Raw genomic sequence first — 17,814 nt, 5'->3', positions numbered from 1 at the left:
ACTAATAGGAAAGTTCCTATTAGGAGGTTACATTCATGTATGTCGGACGCGATTTAAGCCAGCTTGGCATGATGTCAAAGGATCAATGGAAAGATACTGAGCTTGCTTTTTTTCATCATGCTTTCCAACAAATTTTACCTTATTTAAACGAAGAAGGGCAATCTAAGTATCGAGAAATCATTTCTGAAATTGAAAACCGCGGGGGTCTGCACCGAAATGAAGCCGATTATACCCATGGTACAACGGTTAAATATGACTAGGCTGTTCAAGTGCCATCTTCCATATTTTTTGATGTGAGACTGGCAAAGCATATGCCTCAAATTCTTCTGTTGTGACTTTTTTCAGCATCGTGTCATCAGATACAGAGGTCACACGTCCAAAGAAAACAGAAATATTCCAGATGAGGTGGGTAAATACATGTTGAATGGTGCCTTCTAAATCACCAAGTTCTGCTTGTACACCCGCTTCCTCTTTTAAGAAATCAATCAGCTGCTCTTTTTCCGTTTTTCTTCCCTTCATTGTTTCTATGTTTGGGAACTCCCATAAATTCGCAAGCAGACCTGTACTTGGACGCTTATGAATATAGAGGTGGCCTGCATCATCAAATAACACCACCGCTGCCATTGATTTCGCAGTCGGCTTTTTCTTTTTACTTTTCACCGGCAGCTCATGCTGAACGCCTTCCTCAAGTGCCGAGCAATGCATGTTTACAGGACAAATGAGGCATGCAGGAGAGGTTGGGGTGCAAATAAGTGCACCTAGCTCCATTAGCCCTTGATTGAATTCTGACGGCTTTTCCCGGGAAATGAGCTGATCAACCGCAAATTCGAAAATGTTTCTCGTTTTTGGTTTTGCAATATCATCCCATATGGACAAGATACGGGAAATGACCCTCATCACGTTGCCGTCTACCGCAGGGTATGGCTTGTTATAGGCGATACTCAGCACTGCGCCGCTCGTATACGGGCCTACACCTTTCAGTTTTGAAAATTGTTCTTTCGTATCAGGGACAACGCCCCCGTAGGATTCATAGACTTCTTTCACAGCTGCCTGTAAATTACGCACTCGTGAGTAGTAGCCAAGACCTTCCCATGCTTTCATGACCTTTTCTTCATCAGCTAAAGCAAGATCCTTCACCGTCGGGAATTGCTCCATAAACCGATTGAAGTACGGAATGACCGTATCCACTCTTGTTTGCTGGAGCATCACTTCTGATACCCAGACGCGATATGGATCTTGATTTTCACGCCATGGAAGTGTTCGTTGTTCTTTTTCATACCAATCGATTAAATCATGCTGAAAGCCCGCAATATCTTTGCGGTCCAGCTTTTCTTGAATGTCTTTCATCTCTATACTCCTTCTTATCGAACCGAGAGCTAACGTTCTGAAAAGAACCTTATTTGTTGTATACTGTTTGTAGATACGTTAACATGTTACATTAAATCGGGATAAAGCAAAAGTGATTTTGCACATAGTCTTGATGAGAGACGTATACTTTTTATGATTGTTCCTAAGCATGATAACTAGGAGGTAATCAATTGGACACTGGTACTCATGTAGTAATGGGCATTTCTCTTGGGGGACTTGCGCTTTTAGATCCAGCCGTCAGCGCAGATCCACACATGGCACACGCCGTGATGATCGCGACCATCGCCGGCTCCCAAGCACCAGACATTGATACTGTGCTAAAACTAAAAAATAATGCAGTTTATATAAGAAATCACCGGGGATTTACTCATTCCATTCCGGCTGTACTGTTTTGGTCATTGCTAATTCCGGCTGTGATTTTCCCATTTGTGCCGGGGGCAAATTTACTTCACCTTTGGTTATGGACACTATTAGCCGTTGTGCTTCATGTGTTTGTCGATATTTTCAATGCTTACGGCACGCAGGCCATTCGTCCATTTTCAAAGAAATGGGTAGCGCTTGGGATCATTAACACGTTCGATCCATTCATCTTTTTTACACATCTTGTCGCCATTGTCGTATGGGCGATTGGCGGGCATCCCGGCTATACGTTCATTACGCTGTATGCCGTGATTTTCTGTTACTATATCGTCAGGGTCATCATGCAGCTTCAGATTAAACGCCAGCTGCGTGCACGATTCGATGAGATTGAGGAAATAATCATTTCGCCTACAATGAAGTTTAGACAATGGCGTATTGCTGTGAAATGTAAATCCTCTTTCCATGTTGGACGCAGTATGAATGGTGAGATCATCATTTTAGACACCTTTAACCGTGTGCCGGTCCCTGATACTGAGATTATGAAAATTGCCAAACAGGATGAAAACATTTCAGCCTTTCTCTCCTTCTCCCCTGTCTACCGGTGGGAAGTAGATAAATACAAGGATCATTATGAGGTACGGTTCATTGATTTGCGCTACCGCAGCAAAGGTCACTATCCTTTTGTTGCGATCTGCCATATCGACATGGACCACCAAATCAAAAATTCCTATACCGGCTGGATTTTCAGTGAAGAAAAACTGCAAAAAAAATTAAGACTCGGCTCTGTGTGAGCGAGTCTTTTTTTGTTGTGTAGGGCTTGGATTTAGGGGGGGACGTACATTATTGATTATTCATTTTGTGTAGATTTTGAACTGGATAGGTAGTTGAATTTGTATAAAACAAAGACACTGTGATCTATGCACTCAGGTAGAGTGCGACGTTAATAATTGTGTTCTGGTTCTTCTTCATCCGTAAATTTCAATCCACGCACTCATTAGAGTGCGACTGAAAAATGGTCCGAGCGTTTGGGATGATTCAAAATTTCAATCCACGCACTCATGTAGAGTGCGACTAATTGGGTAGAGGGTAACATTTGTATAAAAGGTATTTCAATCCACGCACTCATGTAAAGTGCGACATGGTAAGGCTGAGAAAAAACTATGATACTACTCATTTCAATCCACGCACTCATGTAAAGTGCGACCCAAGGAGCTAGGAAACAGTATTCAAAATCTAGCTATTTCAATCCACGCACTCATGTAAAGTGCGACACCCAGAGGCAGCAGTCAAAGAGTTAAATGACATATTTCAATCCATGCACTCATGTAAAGTGCGACTGCGATTTCCGCCCTAATTATAACATTTTTTAGGTAATAATCGTCAAAACCCACAAGTTTCTATATAGAAGTTTGTTTTTACCCTTAAAAAAATATACATTTTTTCTCATTTTTGTCGAATGAATAGGTGCGAATGTTCCAAGGATTTTATGTTCACCTCACATTCGCACCGACTTTTTCTTAGTATGAAATCTATTGAAACTTGTTAATCATACTTCTTTATATTTCAGCAACAATTGAATTCAATTAGATTCATGACTACTGATGCAGGAGGCAGAGTTAGTTTTCGCAATTATTAATCCATCCACTAATGTAGAGTGCGACGATAGTCATGACTGGAAAACCTTTAAGAAGATAGAATTTCAATCCACGCACTCATGTAGAGTGCGACTAACCGAGTCTTTATGCTTGTCATGAGCTACAGATTTCAATCCACGCACTCATATAGAGTGCGACAAGATCGACTTGAAGCCTCAAAATTCTTTGAAGAATTTCAATCCACGCACTCATATAGAGTGCGACACTCAGGTAATACCAATATGTCAACAGTTTTCTAATTTCAATCCACGCACTCATATAGAGTGCGACTGCGATTTCCGCCCTAATTATAACATTTTTTAGGAAATGATCATCAAAATCCTCAAGTTTCTATATAGAATTTTGTTTTCCTCCCTAAAAATATACATTATTTACCATTTTTGTCGAATGAAACGGTGCGAATGTTCCAGGGATTTTATGTTCACCTCACATTCGCACCATGGCTTAAGAAATGACGTCGTCCATTTTAAGTCTTCCATAACCCGCATTTGTTTTAGCACCGATTCCTTCGTGTTCTAAAGCGCCTAGTAAGATGGTTTTGGCGAGTTCGAGCCATTCCGATTCTTCTGGTAGATTCTTTTTTGTTTTCAATAGAAGTTGAAAGCGGCCGTTGACCACCGTTAAGAAATGAATAGGTGTTGGTGAGTCATCGTCTCGAGGGGCTGGAACACTTCCCCCTTTGTTTATCTTATCTAGCTTGACGCTGTTGTAGTCTGAATGATGTGGTGTCATCACATCTACTTTGAATGCTTCTCCTACCGTCTCAGGCATCATGAGCGCATCATGAAATTCGATGATGCCAGCACGTTCGTTTGTTCCAAACAATGTGTTGTAATCACTACCACCTTGTTTTAGTTCTGGAAAGTTTTCACCTAATACAGAGTGGGCATAATGAGAGGCTACGCCTTTTAAAGCTGTTCCTGGTAAATAAGGAACGCCGTATATCGGGTGTAATAACAATCCCGTTTCAAGCACACCCTCTCCTCCATGTCCAATGACTAACGGCGATATGGATTTGACTAAGCATGTGGGGTTCGTATCGGTATAATATCGCTCCAAAAATTTTTCATACAATAAGCGATTTTTTCCCCATTGTTTTCGATGTAGACTAATCACATTTTCATAAAATGACTGCTTTTTCGAACTGTCCTTTATGATGTTCGACAATGCAGAACCATCAATCTCCCATTTGCTTTTGTTTAAGGTTAATGACAGATTCATTGGATGTCCTCCACATTTTCCGCCCCTTGTTCCACCTTTAAAATAGATTCCGCATATCTTTTTAACCAAACAGATGCACTTAAAGCTTGTCTTGATTTGATTAAGTAATTTCGATTAGAAGCTGACCAATCTCCTTGTATATCTAGTGTTTCTTTTATATCCTGAACGAATTGTTGATAAGCATTTCCTTTTTTTGATTTTGCTTCAAAAAATGTAATGGTGAGCCTTAATCCATTTGTTAAGATCATTGAGGCGAATCTGTGACAGAGTTGTCCATATTGATTTGAGAAATTCTCCTCATTCGTTTTGGCATTCATCACATGTTGATACGCTTTCTCAGCATAATGATGTTGAATGAGTTTCATGATCTCTCCCCTCCTGTCATACGCCAGGATACTCTTCCTTTACCTACGTTTGTGTTTCCACCTAATTGAAGATACATCTGTTTTTCTAGTTGATTTAAAAGTTGGTGTCTAACAGATAAATCATTTCTTCCATCGACACGATCACACCACATGAGCCCATAAAATATGGCTTCTGCTGGTACATACTCTTCATACCAGAGAGCTCCTTTACTAACTGTTTGGGTTTCATGATCAATTCTAATACGAGGTGTCACTTCAGAATTCATAGTGACAATGTATTGAAAAACGTCATCACTTACAATCACAAATCGTTCTATCCAAAGAGTTTGTGATTGTTTATCGTCGAATAAAAGTTTGGCCATCTGTTCAGCAAAATCGGTTAGTTGTTGAGATTTTTTTGCAGCCCCTTGAAATTCACCTAGATATAATTCGTCATTCTCTACTAATTTAGAATTCATGGTGACTAGCGTGCTTGATTCTTCTATGAGATCAGGGATATCCAGCGATACACCTAATGCTTTTGCATCACGGGCTAATCTTTTCAATATGAGTGGACTTGCCACATATCCAAATGTACCGTATCTACTCGCCACCGGGAATGAAAATAACCGGCCATCTGTCATGACGACTGCTCCTGCGCTTCCATCTTGATCTCCTTGTGTACCAAATACTTTTTGTACGAATGTGTCTTGTCCTTTCGCGCGATAATGCTCACGCTGCACGCCTTTGATACTGCTTCCAGGTATAATCGGCCATTCTGTTACTTTTTCTCGTTGAATAGGCATATCAATCACGCCAATTCCTTCACCCGCTCCAATATGGAGGGGGGATAAACAATGTATCCAAAACCAACGGCTTGCTTCCATCATCTCACTCCTCTTATTCATTCGGCTTCCATGTTCCCCAAAGTGCTAACCCGCAGCCATCTTCACGATCAAACGCTTCTTTACGCCGGTTACGATCAGATACTGATTGAAGCCACATTTTTTCGGCCAGTTCTGCTGGATCTCCTTCTTCTACTGTAAAGAAGTAAACACTACCTGCGGGGACTAAGCGTCGTATTGCTTTTTCACGCCCTTTGTCTTTATTCGCTAAACTCCATCCAGAAATTGGCTGCCAATGTGGAACAGAGGCCCAAACCAATTTCAGTCGTACATTTGTATCAAATAGTGGTTTTGACATGAGCTGTTCATCCAGCCATCCGGGCTGCCATCCTTTACTGAAATAAGCAGGTGTCGCCAATATCATGCGAACATACGGCTTGTTTTTGAGCGATTCTTTAATAGGATCCGGACATGTCCAATCTTGTTGGTATACATGTGGCCGGTCTTCTATATGAGCCAGCCGCCGTTCACCACCGATTGGGTGAATGCCTGAGAAAGGCTTTAATTCTTCTGACTCTTCAGTAGATAAATCTATTCCTGCCTCCAATTTAAAGTCATCTGGGAATAAGAGCGATTCAGTTGAAAATAGATGCTGATCTTTTGCTCTTTTACTGCCAGTTTCCACCTCAATTTGTGTTCGTTCCTGACGCTGTAATGCTGGAATAAATGCAGGTGGTGCATCATTTTTGAACGAATGATTTTCCTTCTGCAAGTGTTGGTATTCAGTCAAGGCTTCCTTCACCTGACTCTCATCCACTGCGTCTGTCAGCCAGTTCACCATCCACTTTAGTGATACAAAAGCAGGCGGCGATTTCATTTTTTTACGAGCACCAGCTCCAATTGGCGGCCATAATGCCTCACTAAAACGGCCTGTTTTTCCTGTACCAAAAAAGCCCTGGCCTTTCGACATCATTGGCTTCGGTCTCACTTGATACATGCCATACTCATCATCGAATAACTCAAGGTCATGAGGCATTGGAACATATAAATGATCATGCCAGCGATATAAAGGACCTCGCACAAGAGATTTCGCATAATAAGAAAGTGGCGTCGTGTGTTTTATTGATTGTCGTTTCTTCGCTAGAGCTGTACGAAGTGTTCCTGCGACCACACTCGGCGGAACATCGTTTAATGAACGCGCCCTTATACCCGGTACACTTTGAAATGGGCGTGCATCACGAATAAGCAGCGGATCAAGCGGTTGAATGTGAAACCATCTTTCAGGCATGTCCACTTACCTCCTCTAGTTGAAGAGCAATGATCATACATTCAGCGATTGTATGTAATTCTTCTAATGTATTCTTCTTCGGTATATACTTCGCAATCAATTGATCGATCCACTCTTTCGTTTCTTGCTCTGTTTTTGCTTCCGTTTTCTTTTTGAATGCAAGACGTCTTATCTCTAGTGGAATGAGTTCATCTAAAATTGCTGGCTGTTTTTTAAATGGAGACTGTTCGTATGTTTGATACAACTCTCGTAAGCCATATGCAAAGCCAGTCGTGAAATAAGACTGTTTTAACCACGTCGTCATCTCTTGGATAGAGTCCACTGGATCTATTTGAAATGAGACTGAGATATTCATTGTGTCTCCTCCGCCTCGCTTTTGGAAATGAATCGCTAATGAATTTCGCTCTTGTTTTGCATATTGTTCAGCCTGACGTGCCATACTTCTTACTTCTTCAAGAGGCTCAAGCATATGAACAATGGCGATGCCAATTGAAATCGAAGGAGGTGTCTCACTATGTTGATGAGCCTTCATCGTTGAAACAAATTCTCTTTGTAATTTCCCAGCTGCTTCTAAGCATTTGTGAACCGGTACATAAGCCATGACATCATCTCCACCGCCATAGATCAATGTACCTTCACATTTGGAAATAATCCCACGAGCCTTTGAAGCAAAAGTTGAGAGCGTTTTAGAAAATGCAATATGGCTTTCTACATGCTGTATATTTCGTAGTTGGCTGCCCATCTTATCTCCATCCGCCATGAGAAAGGCATAGTAAGGTGAAGGTGCTGGTGGTTTAACCGGCTGGCCATGATGCTTGCTGTATTCACCTTTGAAATATTTTTCAAGCAGCTGTGTGATATCATTTTTCGCTTCTGTTCGTGTGGTCCCGACAAGTCCACGTTGTTCAAGATAATCTTCTATTCTTCTATCATAAAAAAGCGATGCCTCACTCAAATCAATAGGGGCTACTGTTAGATTCATATTCTCAAGATACATTTCTACATCTTTCACATATTGAGTGGCAGCTTTCTTCATCTGTTCATTTTCTTCCAACATGTTTTGATAGGGAACAAAAGCTTTATCGCAGACTGATGGAAATGTCTTGCTCGGATGCTTATGTAAGGACAATCGTTTGATCACTGAAATCGCATCTAATGATTCATGTTCACCAATTCCCCATTTTGCTAATTGCGCCACTTGCTGTGGTGTTTTTTGCTTTTGGAAAACTGATTCCCGGCCACCATCAAGTGATGATTTTGGTTCACCGAATAACGCCCCTGGCTCATTTTGTTTAAAATCTCTTAAAGACTTCCGTGCCGCCATTAAACCTTCGACTTCTTGAAGAGCCATATGATATGGACTTGCGGACGCATTTGCCGCTTCCTCTTGAGTTTGCATCTCAGTCCACACAGCATAAAATTCTATTAAATCATCTACTTGTCGATTCCATGTGCCTATTTGAATATAAGGATCCACAATCCCTCTTACGAAGTCTGCGTATTCCTTCCATTTGTTATATATTGCTTTTTTTACTTGTCTTGCAACGGATGAAGGTTGTTCGTGTGAAATTCCTCCCAATATTTTGTTTGGTGCGTTGTTTGTTTTTGCAGAGGATTCGTTGAACACAGGGAAAATAAGCGTTCCACCCAGTTCCTGAAATTTCTTCGCACCTGCTTTACTTAATTCAGATAGAAGAAAAGAGCCAAACCATAAATCACGCGTCCGCCTTGCTTGCGCAATAAATTCTTGAACAGGCCCTATCGAAAATAGCATTAATGTTTGTTTTTGTAATTCTTCTGACAAAATGTTTGCACCTCCTTGCTATGTAAAAAGGCTTGAATCGCCGATGAGTGCGTACGGCCACTCTCGTCTTGTAATGGGTTGTTTGAGTAGGAGGCTGTTGGGTAGATACTTTGTTCATCTGTCACATTGGGCAAAGGCTTTCCGTACCCTAAAAGCGATAACGCTTCGATCTTTGGTTGCTGCAACACCATCACCATGCCCACCGATTCCTTTTGATTAATAGCTAACGGTTTTAAGATGAGTGGTGAAGCCAAACGATCCTTTCCTTTAGGTAGGAGCGTTACAGGATCTGGATCTTTCCCACTATCTTTAGGAGCAAATCGGAACTGAATAGGCAAACCAAATTGAGCTCTAGGAAATGCTTGATATTGAAATGGTTTCTCTTTTGGATAAGGGATGTGATGACCTGATTTAGCCTTACCTGTTAACAGACGAATAGTATCTGCTTCCGGCCAGCAACTTCTTCCCCTTTTTTTGTACGGGTTTGATCTTCTTCGAAATGTTTCATATGTCTGAATGACGGATTGCCAGCATGAGATCATAGATGATGGAAATGCCTGTACTTTGAATTCACGACTAAGCGTCGGCCATTCTCGACTTGATGCTGGCAATTGAATGTCATATTCTAAAAGCTTTTGCTCAAACCATTTTTCCAATTGGCTTTTTGTCCTCTTGTTGTATGGTGAAAATTGTTTGCAATATAAACTGCCACACCCACGTCTCGTTCTTGGCCCAAGTCCACCGAAGTTGATCCAAGCCCATAATGCTGCTTCAACTTCTTTTTTGATTAACTCAAAATCGGTTGTTTTTTTAGATAACCGGATATTTAAAGAAAATTGCGCCTTCATGAGGTATGGTGTTTCATCTTTCATATTTGAAAGAACATACCGTGGAAAAGGATGATTTTTCTTTTTAAAAAATACTTTTGAATTTCTTTTCACTTCGTCTGTTTCATAATGGGTTACCACTTGAATCTGGCTCGCTTGTTCTGTATGACCAAATATCTCTGCTTCTCTTTTAGATAATTCATTCGCATTTTTGCAGGCAGCTCCTCGAGTTGCACGCCACCAGAAACGAAGATGTCCACGAATTGCACTTTCTCGAATCGGTCTGTCTTGATCAATTGAGTTTGATTTGGGCCCTCCCCCAAACATTGGCGTAACCAAATGAATAGTAAGCGGCTCTTTAAAAAGTCTTTGGTCCTCATGAATTTTCGTGTCAATCGCATGTTTCACATCATGCCAATTCGTTTTGGGTTTACTAGATTCCCTTGTCATGTCGCTCTCCTTTCTTCACTTTGTTATCTGTTTCTGAAATAGCTCGGCATATGCATAGTGAGGGAAAAACATGGGATTGTTGATGAGCATCAGCAATTGATTTAATTGGAAGTTTAGCGTTAACAGCTCATTGTGATCAATACGTAATTCACTGAGTTTGTTCGAAATCACTTTGTCTTTACTATCATCTTCATTATTTTCAATATTTTCTTTCTTTTTTTCATCCTCTTGTTTCTTAGATCTTTCTGGATCATAACAATTTAATTCATTAGCCCACCATCTTAGGTGTTCACCTTCATTAGGAGCTCTTAAATGAAATACACTCTTTTGTTTCATAAGTATAAAGTCAAATGCTTTGTCTAATTTTTTAAACATCCCTGAAGATGAGTTTGCTGTTTGCCTTTTTAAATTACTTGCTAAAATTAATATAGGACGTGTTCGTTTCTGTGTATCATTTTCAACCATGACAACCCCTTGGGCGGCCATCCTAGCTATTCCTTTTGTTTTCGGTACTAATTTTTTTATATTGTCAGACCAAACTTTTAAATTATCAACATCGAAATTTGAACTTTTACATTCTATAGCAACCGCAACCGCCTCAATCGGTATAAACTTCAACGAATTGTGTTGGAACACATACGGCGTATACTGCTCATCAAAAACGGCAATATCGACTTCGTTAGAATGATTTCCTTCTGAGTCAATAATGATGACACCTTGTGCTAATGAATATTTTTTAGGAATGATTTTCCGAAAAAACTCCAACCACATCACTTCTCTAGAATCTCCTGTCAGCCCGCCATGATTAGAAGCAAAGTCGACTTCTTCGGATATCATGCTGTTTAATCTTTGATAATTCTCTAAGATCAGCTGCTCCACTTTACCGGTTCGCTCCGTTTCACCCAAAACAATTCCTCCTTCATTTCTTTACGAATGGATAAAATTTGAATCTAATTGACTACTTTTCATTTCGACTTATTTTGAGATTTTTTAAGGTGTATTTAGGAAAAAGAAGAAGAAAAAAACATGACTGCAAAAAGTCATGTTTTCACTATACGAATGAACGGTATATTTTGATGGATTTTGTATCTGAAAGAGGGTGTTGTAAGATCATGATCTCTGAGAATGTCATACCCGTTTAAGACACAATCATTTAAAATCCCGCACTCATATAGAGTGCGACTAGCTATCACCATTACTGGGACATCTACTTCAAGATTTCAATCCACGCACTCATGTAGAATGCGACCCGCTTTCCGATAATCCAATGTATCAAGCCAAGATCATTTCAATCCACGCACTCATATAGAGTGCGACAAGAGCGGATGGGATCGACTACCTCCAAGTAATTATTTCAATCCACGCACTCACATAGAGTGCGACTGTAACAGCGGATATTGTATCTGACATCCTCACAATTTCAATCCACGCACTCACATAGAGTGCGACTGCGATTTCTGCCCTAATTGTAACATTTTTTAGGAAATGATAGGTAAAATCCTCAACTTTCAATAAAGAATTTTGTTTTCTCCTTCATGAAATATACATTTTTACCCAATTTTGTCGAATAAAAAGGTGCGAATGTTCCAGGGATTTTATGTTCACCTGACATTCGCACCATCAGTTCCTCTTACAACTTCGTCATATATTCCACAATAAACTCCCAAAAGCCAGGTCCTTCTTGGTAAATCAGCCGGTCTATTTTTTCGATGAGTTTGATGTAGAGTTCTTGTTCGAGGTCTTCTCTTTCTTGATATGCCGTGTTTTGTAGTTTCTTTTTGATCATGGGTGTGAAGGTTTCAATGAGTTCTTCCATTTCTCCATTGGTCATTTTGTCTTCTTGCACGGACATCTCCCCCTGTTTCTTCTTTTAGTTTGTTGAGTGCTTTTTTGTGGATGTTTGAGATGTTTTGTCTCGTTTCGCCTAGCCGGTCGGCTATTTCTTTCATTGTTTGACCTTCAACATAAATATGCGTTAAAACCATTTTTTGTTTGTCTGTGAGCTGCTGATAGGCCTTGTACAATCTTGGGTCTTGCAGGTGCTCCCCTAAGTCTTGCTGGTTAAAGAGCACAGCTTCATACGTATCTGTTTGAACAGGGTCTTTCACTTCTTGCGTATCAGGATGATCGAGTATGAGCGGAAAACGTTGCTGCTTTTTTTTCACTCGTTTGTCAAAGTCGACTGAAAAGATGCGGATCATTGTGGAAATATACTTGATGATGCGGATTTTTTGATAAAACTGCTTGAACTCGGAATCTAGTTTTTTCGCATTTTCTTCGTTTGGCTCTTCCATGACTTGCCGGAGCAACTGCTGGTTTTTAGGATTGCTTAAAAACTGCTGAATGAGCGGGTGGTCAACGATTTCCTTCCATTTTGCTTTCAATAACAGCCGATAATCCATGTGCATCCTCCCCTTTGTTCTCTCTACTTGCATTAAGTGGACAAAAGTTAAAAAAAGTAAACTTTGTGAAACGGGTCTAATGGTTCATTTTCTCCCCTTTTGATTTCCTATTTCTTCTTTCATACCACTTATAGAGAAGACGAGCATCCGCTGGGAGGTGAGACAAATGGAGACCTTTTTTTCGGAGGAATGGCTGAAGCAGCTCGGTCAGGCTGGCTTTCCTGCCATTTTGACGATTTATTTGCTGACACGTTTTGAACGAAAGTTTGATGAATTAAGCAAGCTCATCCAACGATTGGTCGCTGTTCAAAAAAATGATGAATCAGATTGACATCTTCTTGATTCGTTTCACCTTTTGAAAACGAGGGCGAAATGAAAGGCCTTTTGTCACCTCACACAATACGATGTTGAAAGGGGATTTTATCATGAGTGAAAAGCAAAATGGTGTACCGCAGCCGATTCGAGGAGAAAAAGGAGCAACGGTCAAAATTCCACGTAATCTCGAGCGAGACAGACAAAACCCAGATATGCTCACGCCACCAGAAACCGATCATGGAACGGTTCCCAACATGAAATATTCTTTTTCTGATACGCACAACCGTTTAGAAAAAGGCGGTTACGCAAGAGAAGTCACGGTACGTGAACTACCAATCTCTAAAAGTCTTGCCTCTGTGAACATGCGGCTAAAACCTGGTGCGATTCGCGAGCTGCACTGGCATAAGGAAGCCGAGTGGGCGTACATGATTTATGGAGAAGCCCGAATTACATCGGTTGATGCAGAGGGGCGCAATTTTACAGAGGATGTGACCGAGGGAGATTTATGGTACTTCCCTTCAGGCTTGCCGCATTCTATTCAAGCACTTGAACCGGGAGCTGAATTCTTGCTTGTGTTTGATGATGGTTCCTTCTCTGAAAATAGTACGTTCCAAGTGACTGATTGGCTTGCCCATACGCCAGAGGAAGTTGTGCTCCAAAACTTTGGAATGACAAAGGAGCAATTTGAAAAACTGCCAGAGAAAGAGAAGTATATTTTCCAAAAAGGAATTCCTGGTTCCCTTGAGTGTGACAAGGTGAAAACAGAGCAAGGAGAAGTCCCGAACTCCTTTAAATATGAGCTGTTAAAGCAAGAGCCGATTACGTCAAGCGGCGGACAAGTGTGGATTGCGGATTCTACCAATTTCAAAGCTTCTAAAACGATTGCCTCCGCTCTTGTGAAAGTTGATCCAGGTGCCATTCGTGAGCTACACTGGCACCCAAATACGGATGAATGGCAATATTTCATTTCTGGAAAGGCACGAATGACGGTCTTTGCTTCTGATGGACATGCGAGAACCTTCAACTATCAGGCGGGAGACGTTGGCTATGTGCCATTTGCGATGGGGCATTATGTAGAAAATACAGGCGACGAACCGCTCTATTTCTTAGAAATCTTTAAGAGCGATCATTATGCAGACATTTCACTCAATCAGTGGCTTGCGGTCACACCGAAACAGCTTGTTTTGGATCATTTAGATCAAGGCGAAGAATTCTTAAAACTGCTTGATACAGAAAAACATCCTGTCATCGCTGCACCTAAAAAAGAGGATTAATTCCACCTTCCTGCAAAAAGGCTGTCCTTTTTGCAGGTATCTTCATGTAAAGGAGTGTTGTTTACCCATGCAACAATCTGTTCACGCTTTATGGCAAGGGCTGAAATGGCTCATGGCGCTATCAGCTGTCTGTTACATATTTTTGTTGTTTTGTGTGCTGTTCTTTCATTTGACCGGTGCTTTTTATCAATCGATTTTATCGTTGATTCTGTTTATGGGCATCTATGTTGTACTTGGGATCTCTTTTGAACATCTGGAACACGTGCTCATGCGGTTTGTTCGTAAGTGTCGGTCCAAAAAACGATCCATCGTTTTCTATGCCGTTTTATTTCACCTTTTGTTTATTTGGGGTGCTGTCTATGTATCAGACGAATTAGTTGACGGCATTTTGCTGACTACTTCTGAAGAAATTCTCTTTGCGCTAAGCCTTTGGTTATTTCATTTTTTGTTTGATTATGCGACGTTTCCATTTGAGAAAGAAGCTTCATGACTCTACTCTCTTTCTGACGAGAGTGCTTCTTTGATTTGCTTCATATGATGGGTATCGTGTTCAATCAGTCCTTGGAAATAACTTAATAACGTCAGCTTGGTTTGACCAATAAAAAAAGGTTCATTCCAGCGAGATGGTTCAATTTTCTTCATTTCTTGAAGTAATTCTGTTCTGACAGCAATAAATCGAACGATCGTCTCGCTTTTCTTTTCCTTTCTCGCTCTTTCAGCTGACTGCTGATTCATTTTGTGCACATCAGGAGCTTGAGGTAATGGCCGATCGTTCCAAAATTCCTTTAGTCGAGCCTTTAAAATAAATTCATCCCATGGAACGAAATGGGCGATGATTTCAGCGGTGCTCCATTTTCCATCAGCGATCGCTCTGCGCCATTCTTTGTCTGTTAATTCCGTTAGTGACTGTACCCATTCAATGGAGTGTTCAAAATGAGCAATAGTGGACTCTTTGTTTAACGTCAAATGGTTTCCCCCATTCACATGCTTTAATGTAGATTGTATCAATGATGAGAAAAAACACCACTTATGATGTAAAGTGGTGTTTCTTGTGTTTTCTCCGTGCATATAAAATCGCAACGATCAAACTGACGAGTGAAATCAATGCGAGAATTCTGATATAAGGCGGATAGTAGGTTAGCACGATCTCGTTTTTGCCTTTTTCTATTGGAAAACCGATAAACGCATAATTGGCTTGTTCAATCTCGGTTTGATGGCCGTTCACCGTGAGCTCCCAGCCTTTTTCATATGGAACAGGCAGAATCATATAATCATCGCCGCGCTTGTTCTCATAAGAAATCGTAAAGCGGTTATTTTTAAGCTTCACCTGCTGGCTGCCATCATCCTGTTTTTCTTTTTCATATGCCCGCGCAAGGGTGCGGTAAGGCTCATGATACAGCTTTAATTGACTCAGCTCATACGTCCCTTTTGGAACTCGTATGGAAAGGATTTTTTCCGCAGGGACTCTGATCGTCACGTCATTAACGCCTGTTTTGTAGATAGACGTATTGCTTTTGCGTGATGTGACGTAGTCATCCACAGATAACTGAAACCCTTCGTTACGGTCGGTCCGCTTCACATAAAAGCTCACATACACATCCCCCACGCGAGCGATATCATCTGGGAGGGTGATATTCAGCCCACCCGTTTTCCCGTATACATCAAGCACGCCATTTTCGTATACCGCTTGTTCAGTATGAATGTTTGTATCCTTTATTCGATCAGGCGATTGGTCGATTTCAGCATTTCCCTTTTTGTTTAAGATCACACCTTGCAACATCGCATGTTCTTTATCAAGTGCTGACGCATGCTCTAGTGACTTTTCTGAATAGACGGTACTCGTTGTTCTTGCAAATGGGAGCGGGCGTGTATTTTCATACACTTCATAATGTTCGCTTTCCAATATGGGCTTAAAATAAACCGGCGGTGAGAAAGACATCGATTTGTCTCTCATATAATACTTCCCGTAGGTCAGACTGTATAAATTCGCCCTGTCCCCCATTGTTGCATACCGGCTGACACTTTCCCGTCCCATATCAATTTGCAGGTCATTCCAGTAGAAATGGAGCAGATGCTGATTCAATATACTTGAATACGCACTCATGCCTTGAAAGCCTTCAAATAACGGGGTGTTGTTGCGCACGCCGTTCATCCAATCAATCCGGGCAAGCGGATCTTCTTTTGAGCGGCTTTCAATCTGCTGAATGAGCTTCATTTGCTCATGTCCAGCATACGCCTCACTATTCAGATACGTATCTGATACGCTCTTAATATTGCTTCTTTCAAATAAGTAGCCCTGCTGATACACGCCTGCTGTCAGTAAGCTCACAACGATGAGCACAGCTGACAAGAGACGAAGGTGCAGACGTTTTCCCGCATGTATCGAGAGGAAGAACAAGCTGATCACAAGCAGTCCTATTCCGGTAAATACAACAACATCCATATTTCCCTTTGCTCGTTCTGAAAGGGCGACTGCGAGAAGGAATACAATCCAAGCGCCTAAAACCGCACGTGTTTTCCACTTCCACTCCATTTGCGAGAAATGCTTGATGGTGATGGCTATAACTGCTCCAACTGTAAAAGCAAGAATATATTCAAATCTGTACTGCGGTGCAGAAAAACCATTAAACACGCTCGCCATCTTTGGACTGTAGTGAAAAATGATCAGCAGAACACTGATCGATGTGAACATGAAAAACCATCTGTTCCGGTATAGCGGAACGAGAAACAGACAAATCAGAAAGATGACCGGCAATAAATACACCCTGCTTGTAAACAGCAGATGATCATGCAGCTCAAACCAAGGAATTGCCTGTTCATACGGCGGTCTTACATTATTGAGAAAGCCGTAAACAGACGGGATAAAAAAGGCAGCACTGATCCCAAACGATAACAACGTAGAGATCGCAAGTGTCCAGAACACCTTCCAGCCTCGCTCCTCGCTTTGAAGCTTAATCATATATCTGAAGACGAGATAAATGGCTAAAAAGATAAAGTGAATGTAAGCAAAGTAAAAATTGTTGATCAGCATGAGACTGCAAGCCGCAATAAACCATGCCGGCTTGCCTGTTTTAAAAATCCGTTCAACCCCGAGCACAAGCAGCGGAAGCCACATCATGCTGTCGGTGAAAAACTCCCAAAACGTTTGATGCCGAAAGTACACAATAGACAGTCCGTAAATACCGGCACCTGTCAGCGCCCCCAGCCTATGTTGCACAATCGAAAGAAGCACACGATATGCGATGAACAGAATGACTGTCAGCTTGATCACACTCAGCCAAATAACAGCATTTGCCCAAAAGTGAATGTCTGTTGACTGTACAAGGTGAAGCGCATTTAACAGCCAGACAACAGCGACTGTGACCATAAAGACCATCGACGTTGTAAAATAATAACCTAATTGCGTATATGTACCGCCGCCTAGGCCAAATTGATAGGAATAAAAGAAGTTTCCTTTGACGTATTCGTCATACAGCAGTTTTTTAAACGGGAGCATTTGCGAAATGCCATCTCCATCTCCCGTCATATATCGGCCTTGCGTATATTCATATAAGAAAAAGGAGTGTCCTAATAAAGCAAGAATGAGGCACATTCCAATGAGTATCCATCTACGTTTCATCATCTAAATCCTTTCTCCAAAAGATCCACTGTTCATTGAAAC

At 41.2% G+C, this 17,814-nt stretch carries 17 protein-coding genes and 2 CRISPR repeat arrays; of the genes, 5 read left to right on the top strand and 12 right to left on the bottom strand.

Annotated features, from left to right (window positions below):
• The first annotated feature begins 35 nt into the window (after positions 1-35).
• Entirely contained in the window at positions 36-260 is a 225-nt protein-coding gene (locus NST73_RS04330) for a hypothetical protein (RefSeq protein ID WP_008341962.1), read from the top strand.
• Here NST73_RS04330 and mutY read toward each other — a convergent pair.
• The gene (gene mutY, locus NST73_RS04325; protein ID WP_144680177.1) at positions 247-1,347 is read right to left on the bottom strand and encodes an A/G-specific adenine glycosylase; all 1,101 of its coding nucleotides are present in this window, start codon (positions 1,345-1,347) and stop codon (positions 247-249) included. The two genes, NST73_RS04330 and mutY, sit on opposite strands and share 14 nt — an antisense overlap.
• A 191-nt stretch (positions 1,348-1,538) precedes the next feature.
• Here mutY and NST73_RS04320 point away from each other — a divergent pair, with 191 nt between their 5' ends.
• Positions 1,539-2,519 carry a metal-dependent hydrolase gene (locus tag NST73_RS04320; protein WP_035391259.1) on the top strand — a complete coding sequence of 327 codons (981 nt, stop codon included), beginning with the start codon at positions 1,539-1,541 and terminating at the stop codon, positions 2,517-2,519.
• Between the two features lie 838 nt (positions 2,520-3,357).
• Positions 3,358-3,653: direct repeats of the CRISPR family, unit length 32 nt; unit sequence ATTTCAATCCACGCACTCATATAGAGTGCGAC.
• Positions 3,654-3,827: 174 nt separating this feature from the next.
• On the opposite strand, the gene cmr6 is transcribed toward NST73_RS04320, so the two are convergent.
• From cmr6 to NST73_RS04275, 9 genes are all read right to left on the bottom strand, one after another.
• Positions 3,828-4,604, bottom strand: a complete 777-nt coding sequence (cmr6, locus tag NST73_RS04315; RefSeq protein ID WP_342467895.1) for a type III-B CRISPR module RAMP protein Cmr6 — start codon at positions 4,602-4,604, stop codon at positions 3,828-3,830.
• Entirely contained in the window at positions 4,601-4,969 is a 369-nt protein-coding gene (gene cmr5 / locus NST73_RS04310; protein WP_041106375.1) for a type III-B CRISPR module-associated protein Cmr5, read from the bottom strand. The genes cmr6 and cmr5 overlap by 4 nt, the downstream gene beginning before the upstream one ends.
• Complete coding sequence (gene cmr4, locus NST73_RS04305) at positions 4,966-5,838, bottom strand: type III-B CRISPR module RAMP protein Cmr4 (protein ID WP_342467894.1); 873 nt, start codon at positions 5,836-5,838, stop codon at positions 4,966-4,968. The genes cmr5 and cmr4 overlap by 4 nt, the downstream gene beginning before the upstream one ends.
• 10 nt (positions 5,839-5,848) lie before the next feature.
• Positions 5,849-7,081: a type III-B CRISPR module-associated protein Cmr3 gene (cmr3, locus tag NST73_RS04300; RefSeq protein WP_342467893.1), complete on the bottom strand. Its 1,233-nt coding sequence runs from the start codon at positions 7,079-7,081 to the stop codon at positions 5,849-5,851.
• Complete coding sequence (gene cas10, locus NST73_RS04295) at positions 7,074-8,885, bottom strand: type III-B CRISPR-associated protein Cas10/Cmr2 (RefSeq protein ID WP_342499414.1); 1,812 nt, start codon at positions 8,883-8,885, stop codon at positions 7,074-7,076. The genes cmr3 and cas10 overlap by 8 nt, the downstream gene beginning before the upstream one ends.
• Positions 8,855-10,162, bottom strand: coding sequence for a type III-B CRISPR module RAMP protein Cmr1 (gene cmr1, locus NST73_RS04290; RefSeq protein WP_342499413.1), 1,308 nt, complete (start codon positions 10,160-10,162; stop codon positions 8,855-8,857). The genes cas10 and cmr1 overlap by 31 nt, the downstream gene beginning before the upstream one ends.
• A 15-nt stretch (positions 10,163-10,177) precedes the next feature.
• A complete protein-coding gene (locus tag NST73_RS04285; RefSeq protein WP_338704815.1) occupies positions 10,178-11,068 on the bottom strand; it encodes a DUF6602 domain-containing protein in 891 nt (296 codons plus the stop codon).
• 245 nt (positions 11,069-11,313) lie between these two features.
• Positions 11,314-11,613: direct repeats of the CRISPR family, unit length 19 nt; unit sequence ATTTCAATCCACGCACTCA.
• A 179-nt stretch (positions 11,614-11,792) separates the two neighbouring features.
• Positions 11,793-12,014 carry a sigma-O factor regulator RsoA gene (gene rsoA / locus NST73_RS04280; RefSeq protein WP_073204404.1) on the bottom strand — a complete coding sequence of 74 codons (222 nt, stop codon included), beginning with the start codon at positions 12,012-12,014 and terminating at the stop codon, positions 11,793-11,795.
• The gene (locus NST73_RS04275; RefSeq protein WP_047947015.1) at positions 11,962-12,564 is read right to left on the bottom strand and encodes a sigma-70 family RNA polymerase sigma factor; all 603 of its coding nucleotides are present in this window, start codon (positions 12,562-12,564) and stop codon (positions 11,962-11,964) included. The genes rsoA and NST73_RS04275 overlap by 53 nt, the downstream gene beginning before the upstream one ends.
• Positions 12,565-12,730: 166 nt before the next feature.
• Here NST73_RS04275 and NST73_RS04270 point away from each other — a divergent pair, with 166 nt between their 5' ends.
• The 3 genes from NST73_RS04270 (at position 12,731) to NST73_RS04260 (ending at position 14,643) form a co-directional block, all read left to right on the top strand.
• Positions 12,731-12,895, top strand: coding sequence for a YvrJ family protein (locus tag NST73_RS04270; protein WP_073415715.1), 165 nt, complete (start codon positions 12,731-12,733; stop codon positions 12,893-12,895).
• Between the two features lie 94 nt (positions 12,896-12,989).
• Entirely contained in the window at positions 12,990-14,153 is a 1,164-nt protein-coding gene (locus NST73_RS04265) for an oxalate decarboxylase family bicupin (protein ID WP_008341972.1), read from the top strand.
• Positions 14,154-14,220: 67 nt separating this feature from the next.
• On the top strand, positions 14,221-14,643 hold the full coding sequence (locus NST73_RS04260) for a regulatory YrvL family protein (RefSeq protein WP_144680181.1): 423 nt from the start codon (positions 14,221-14,223) through the stop codon (positions 14,641-14,643).
• A gap of 2 nt (positions 14,644-14,645) precedes the next feature.
• Here the strand turns inward: NST73_RS04260 and NST73_RS04255 are convergent, their stop codons facing one another.
• Together NST73_RS04255 and NST73_RS04250 are read right to left on the bottom strand one after the other, a co-directional pair.
• Complete coding sequence (locus tag NST73_RS04255; RefSeq protein ID WP_039167943.1) at positions 14,646-15,119, bottom strand: DinB family protein; 474 nt, start codon at positions 15,117-15,119, stop codon at positions 14,646-14,648.
• Between the two features lie 61 nt (positions 15,120-15,180).
• Complete coding sequence (locus tag NST73_RS04250; RefSeq protein ID WP_144680185.1) at positions 15,181-17,775, bottom strand: YfhO family protein; 2,595 nt, start codon at positions 17,773-17,775, stop codon at positions 15,181-15,183.
• Between the last annotated feature and the right edge of the window lie 39 nt (positions 17,776-17,814).

The sequence above is a fragment of the Bacillus sp. FSL W7-1034 genome, from assembly GCF_038593365.1.
Classification (GTDB): domain Bacteria; phylum Bacillota; class Bacilli; order Bacillales; family Bacillaceae; genus Bacillus; species Bacillus altitudinis.
Note: the sequence above shows the minus strand (reverse complement) of the source record. Positions and strands in the feature narration are given on the sequence as shown.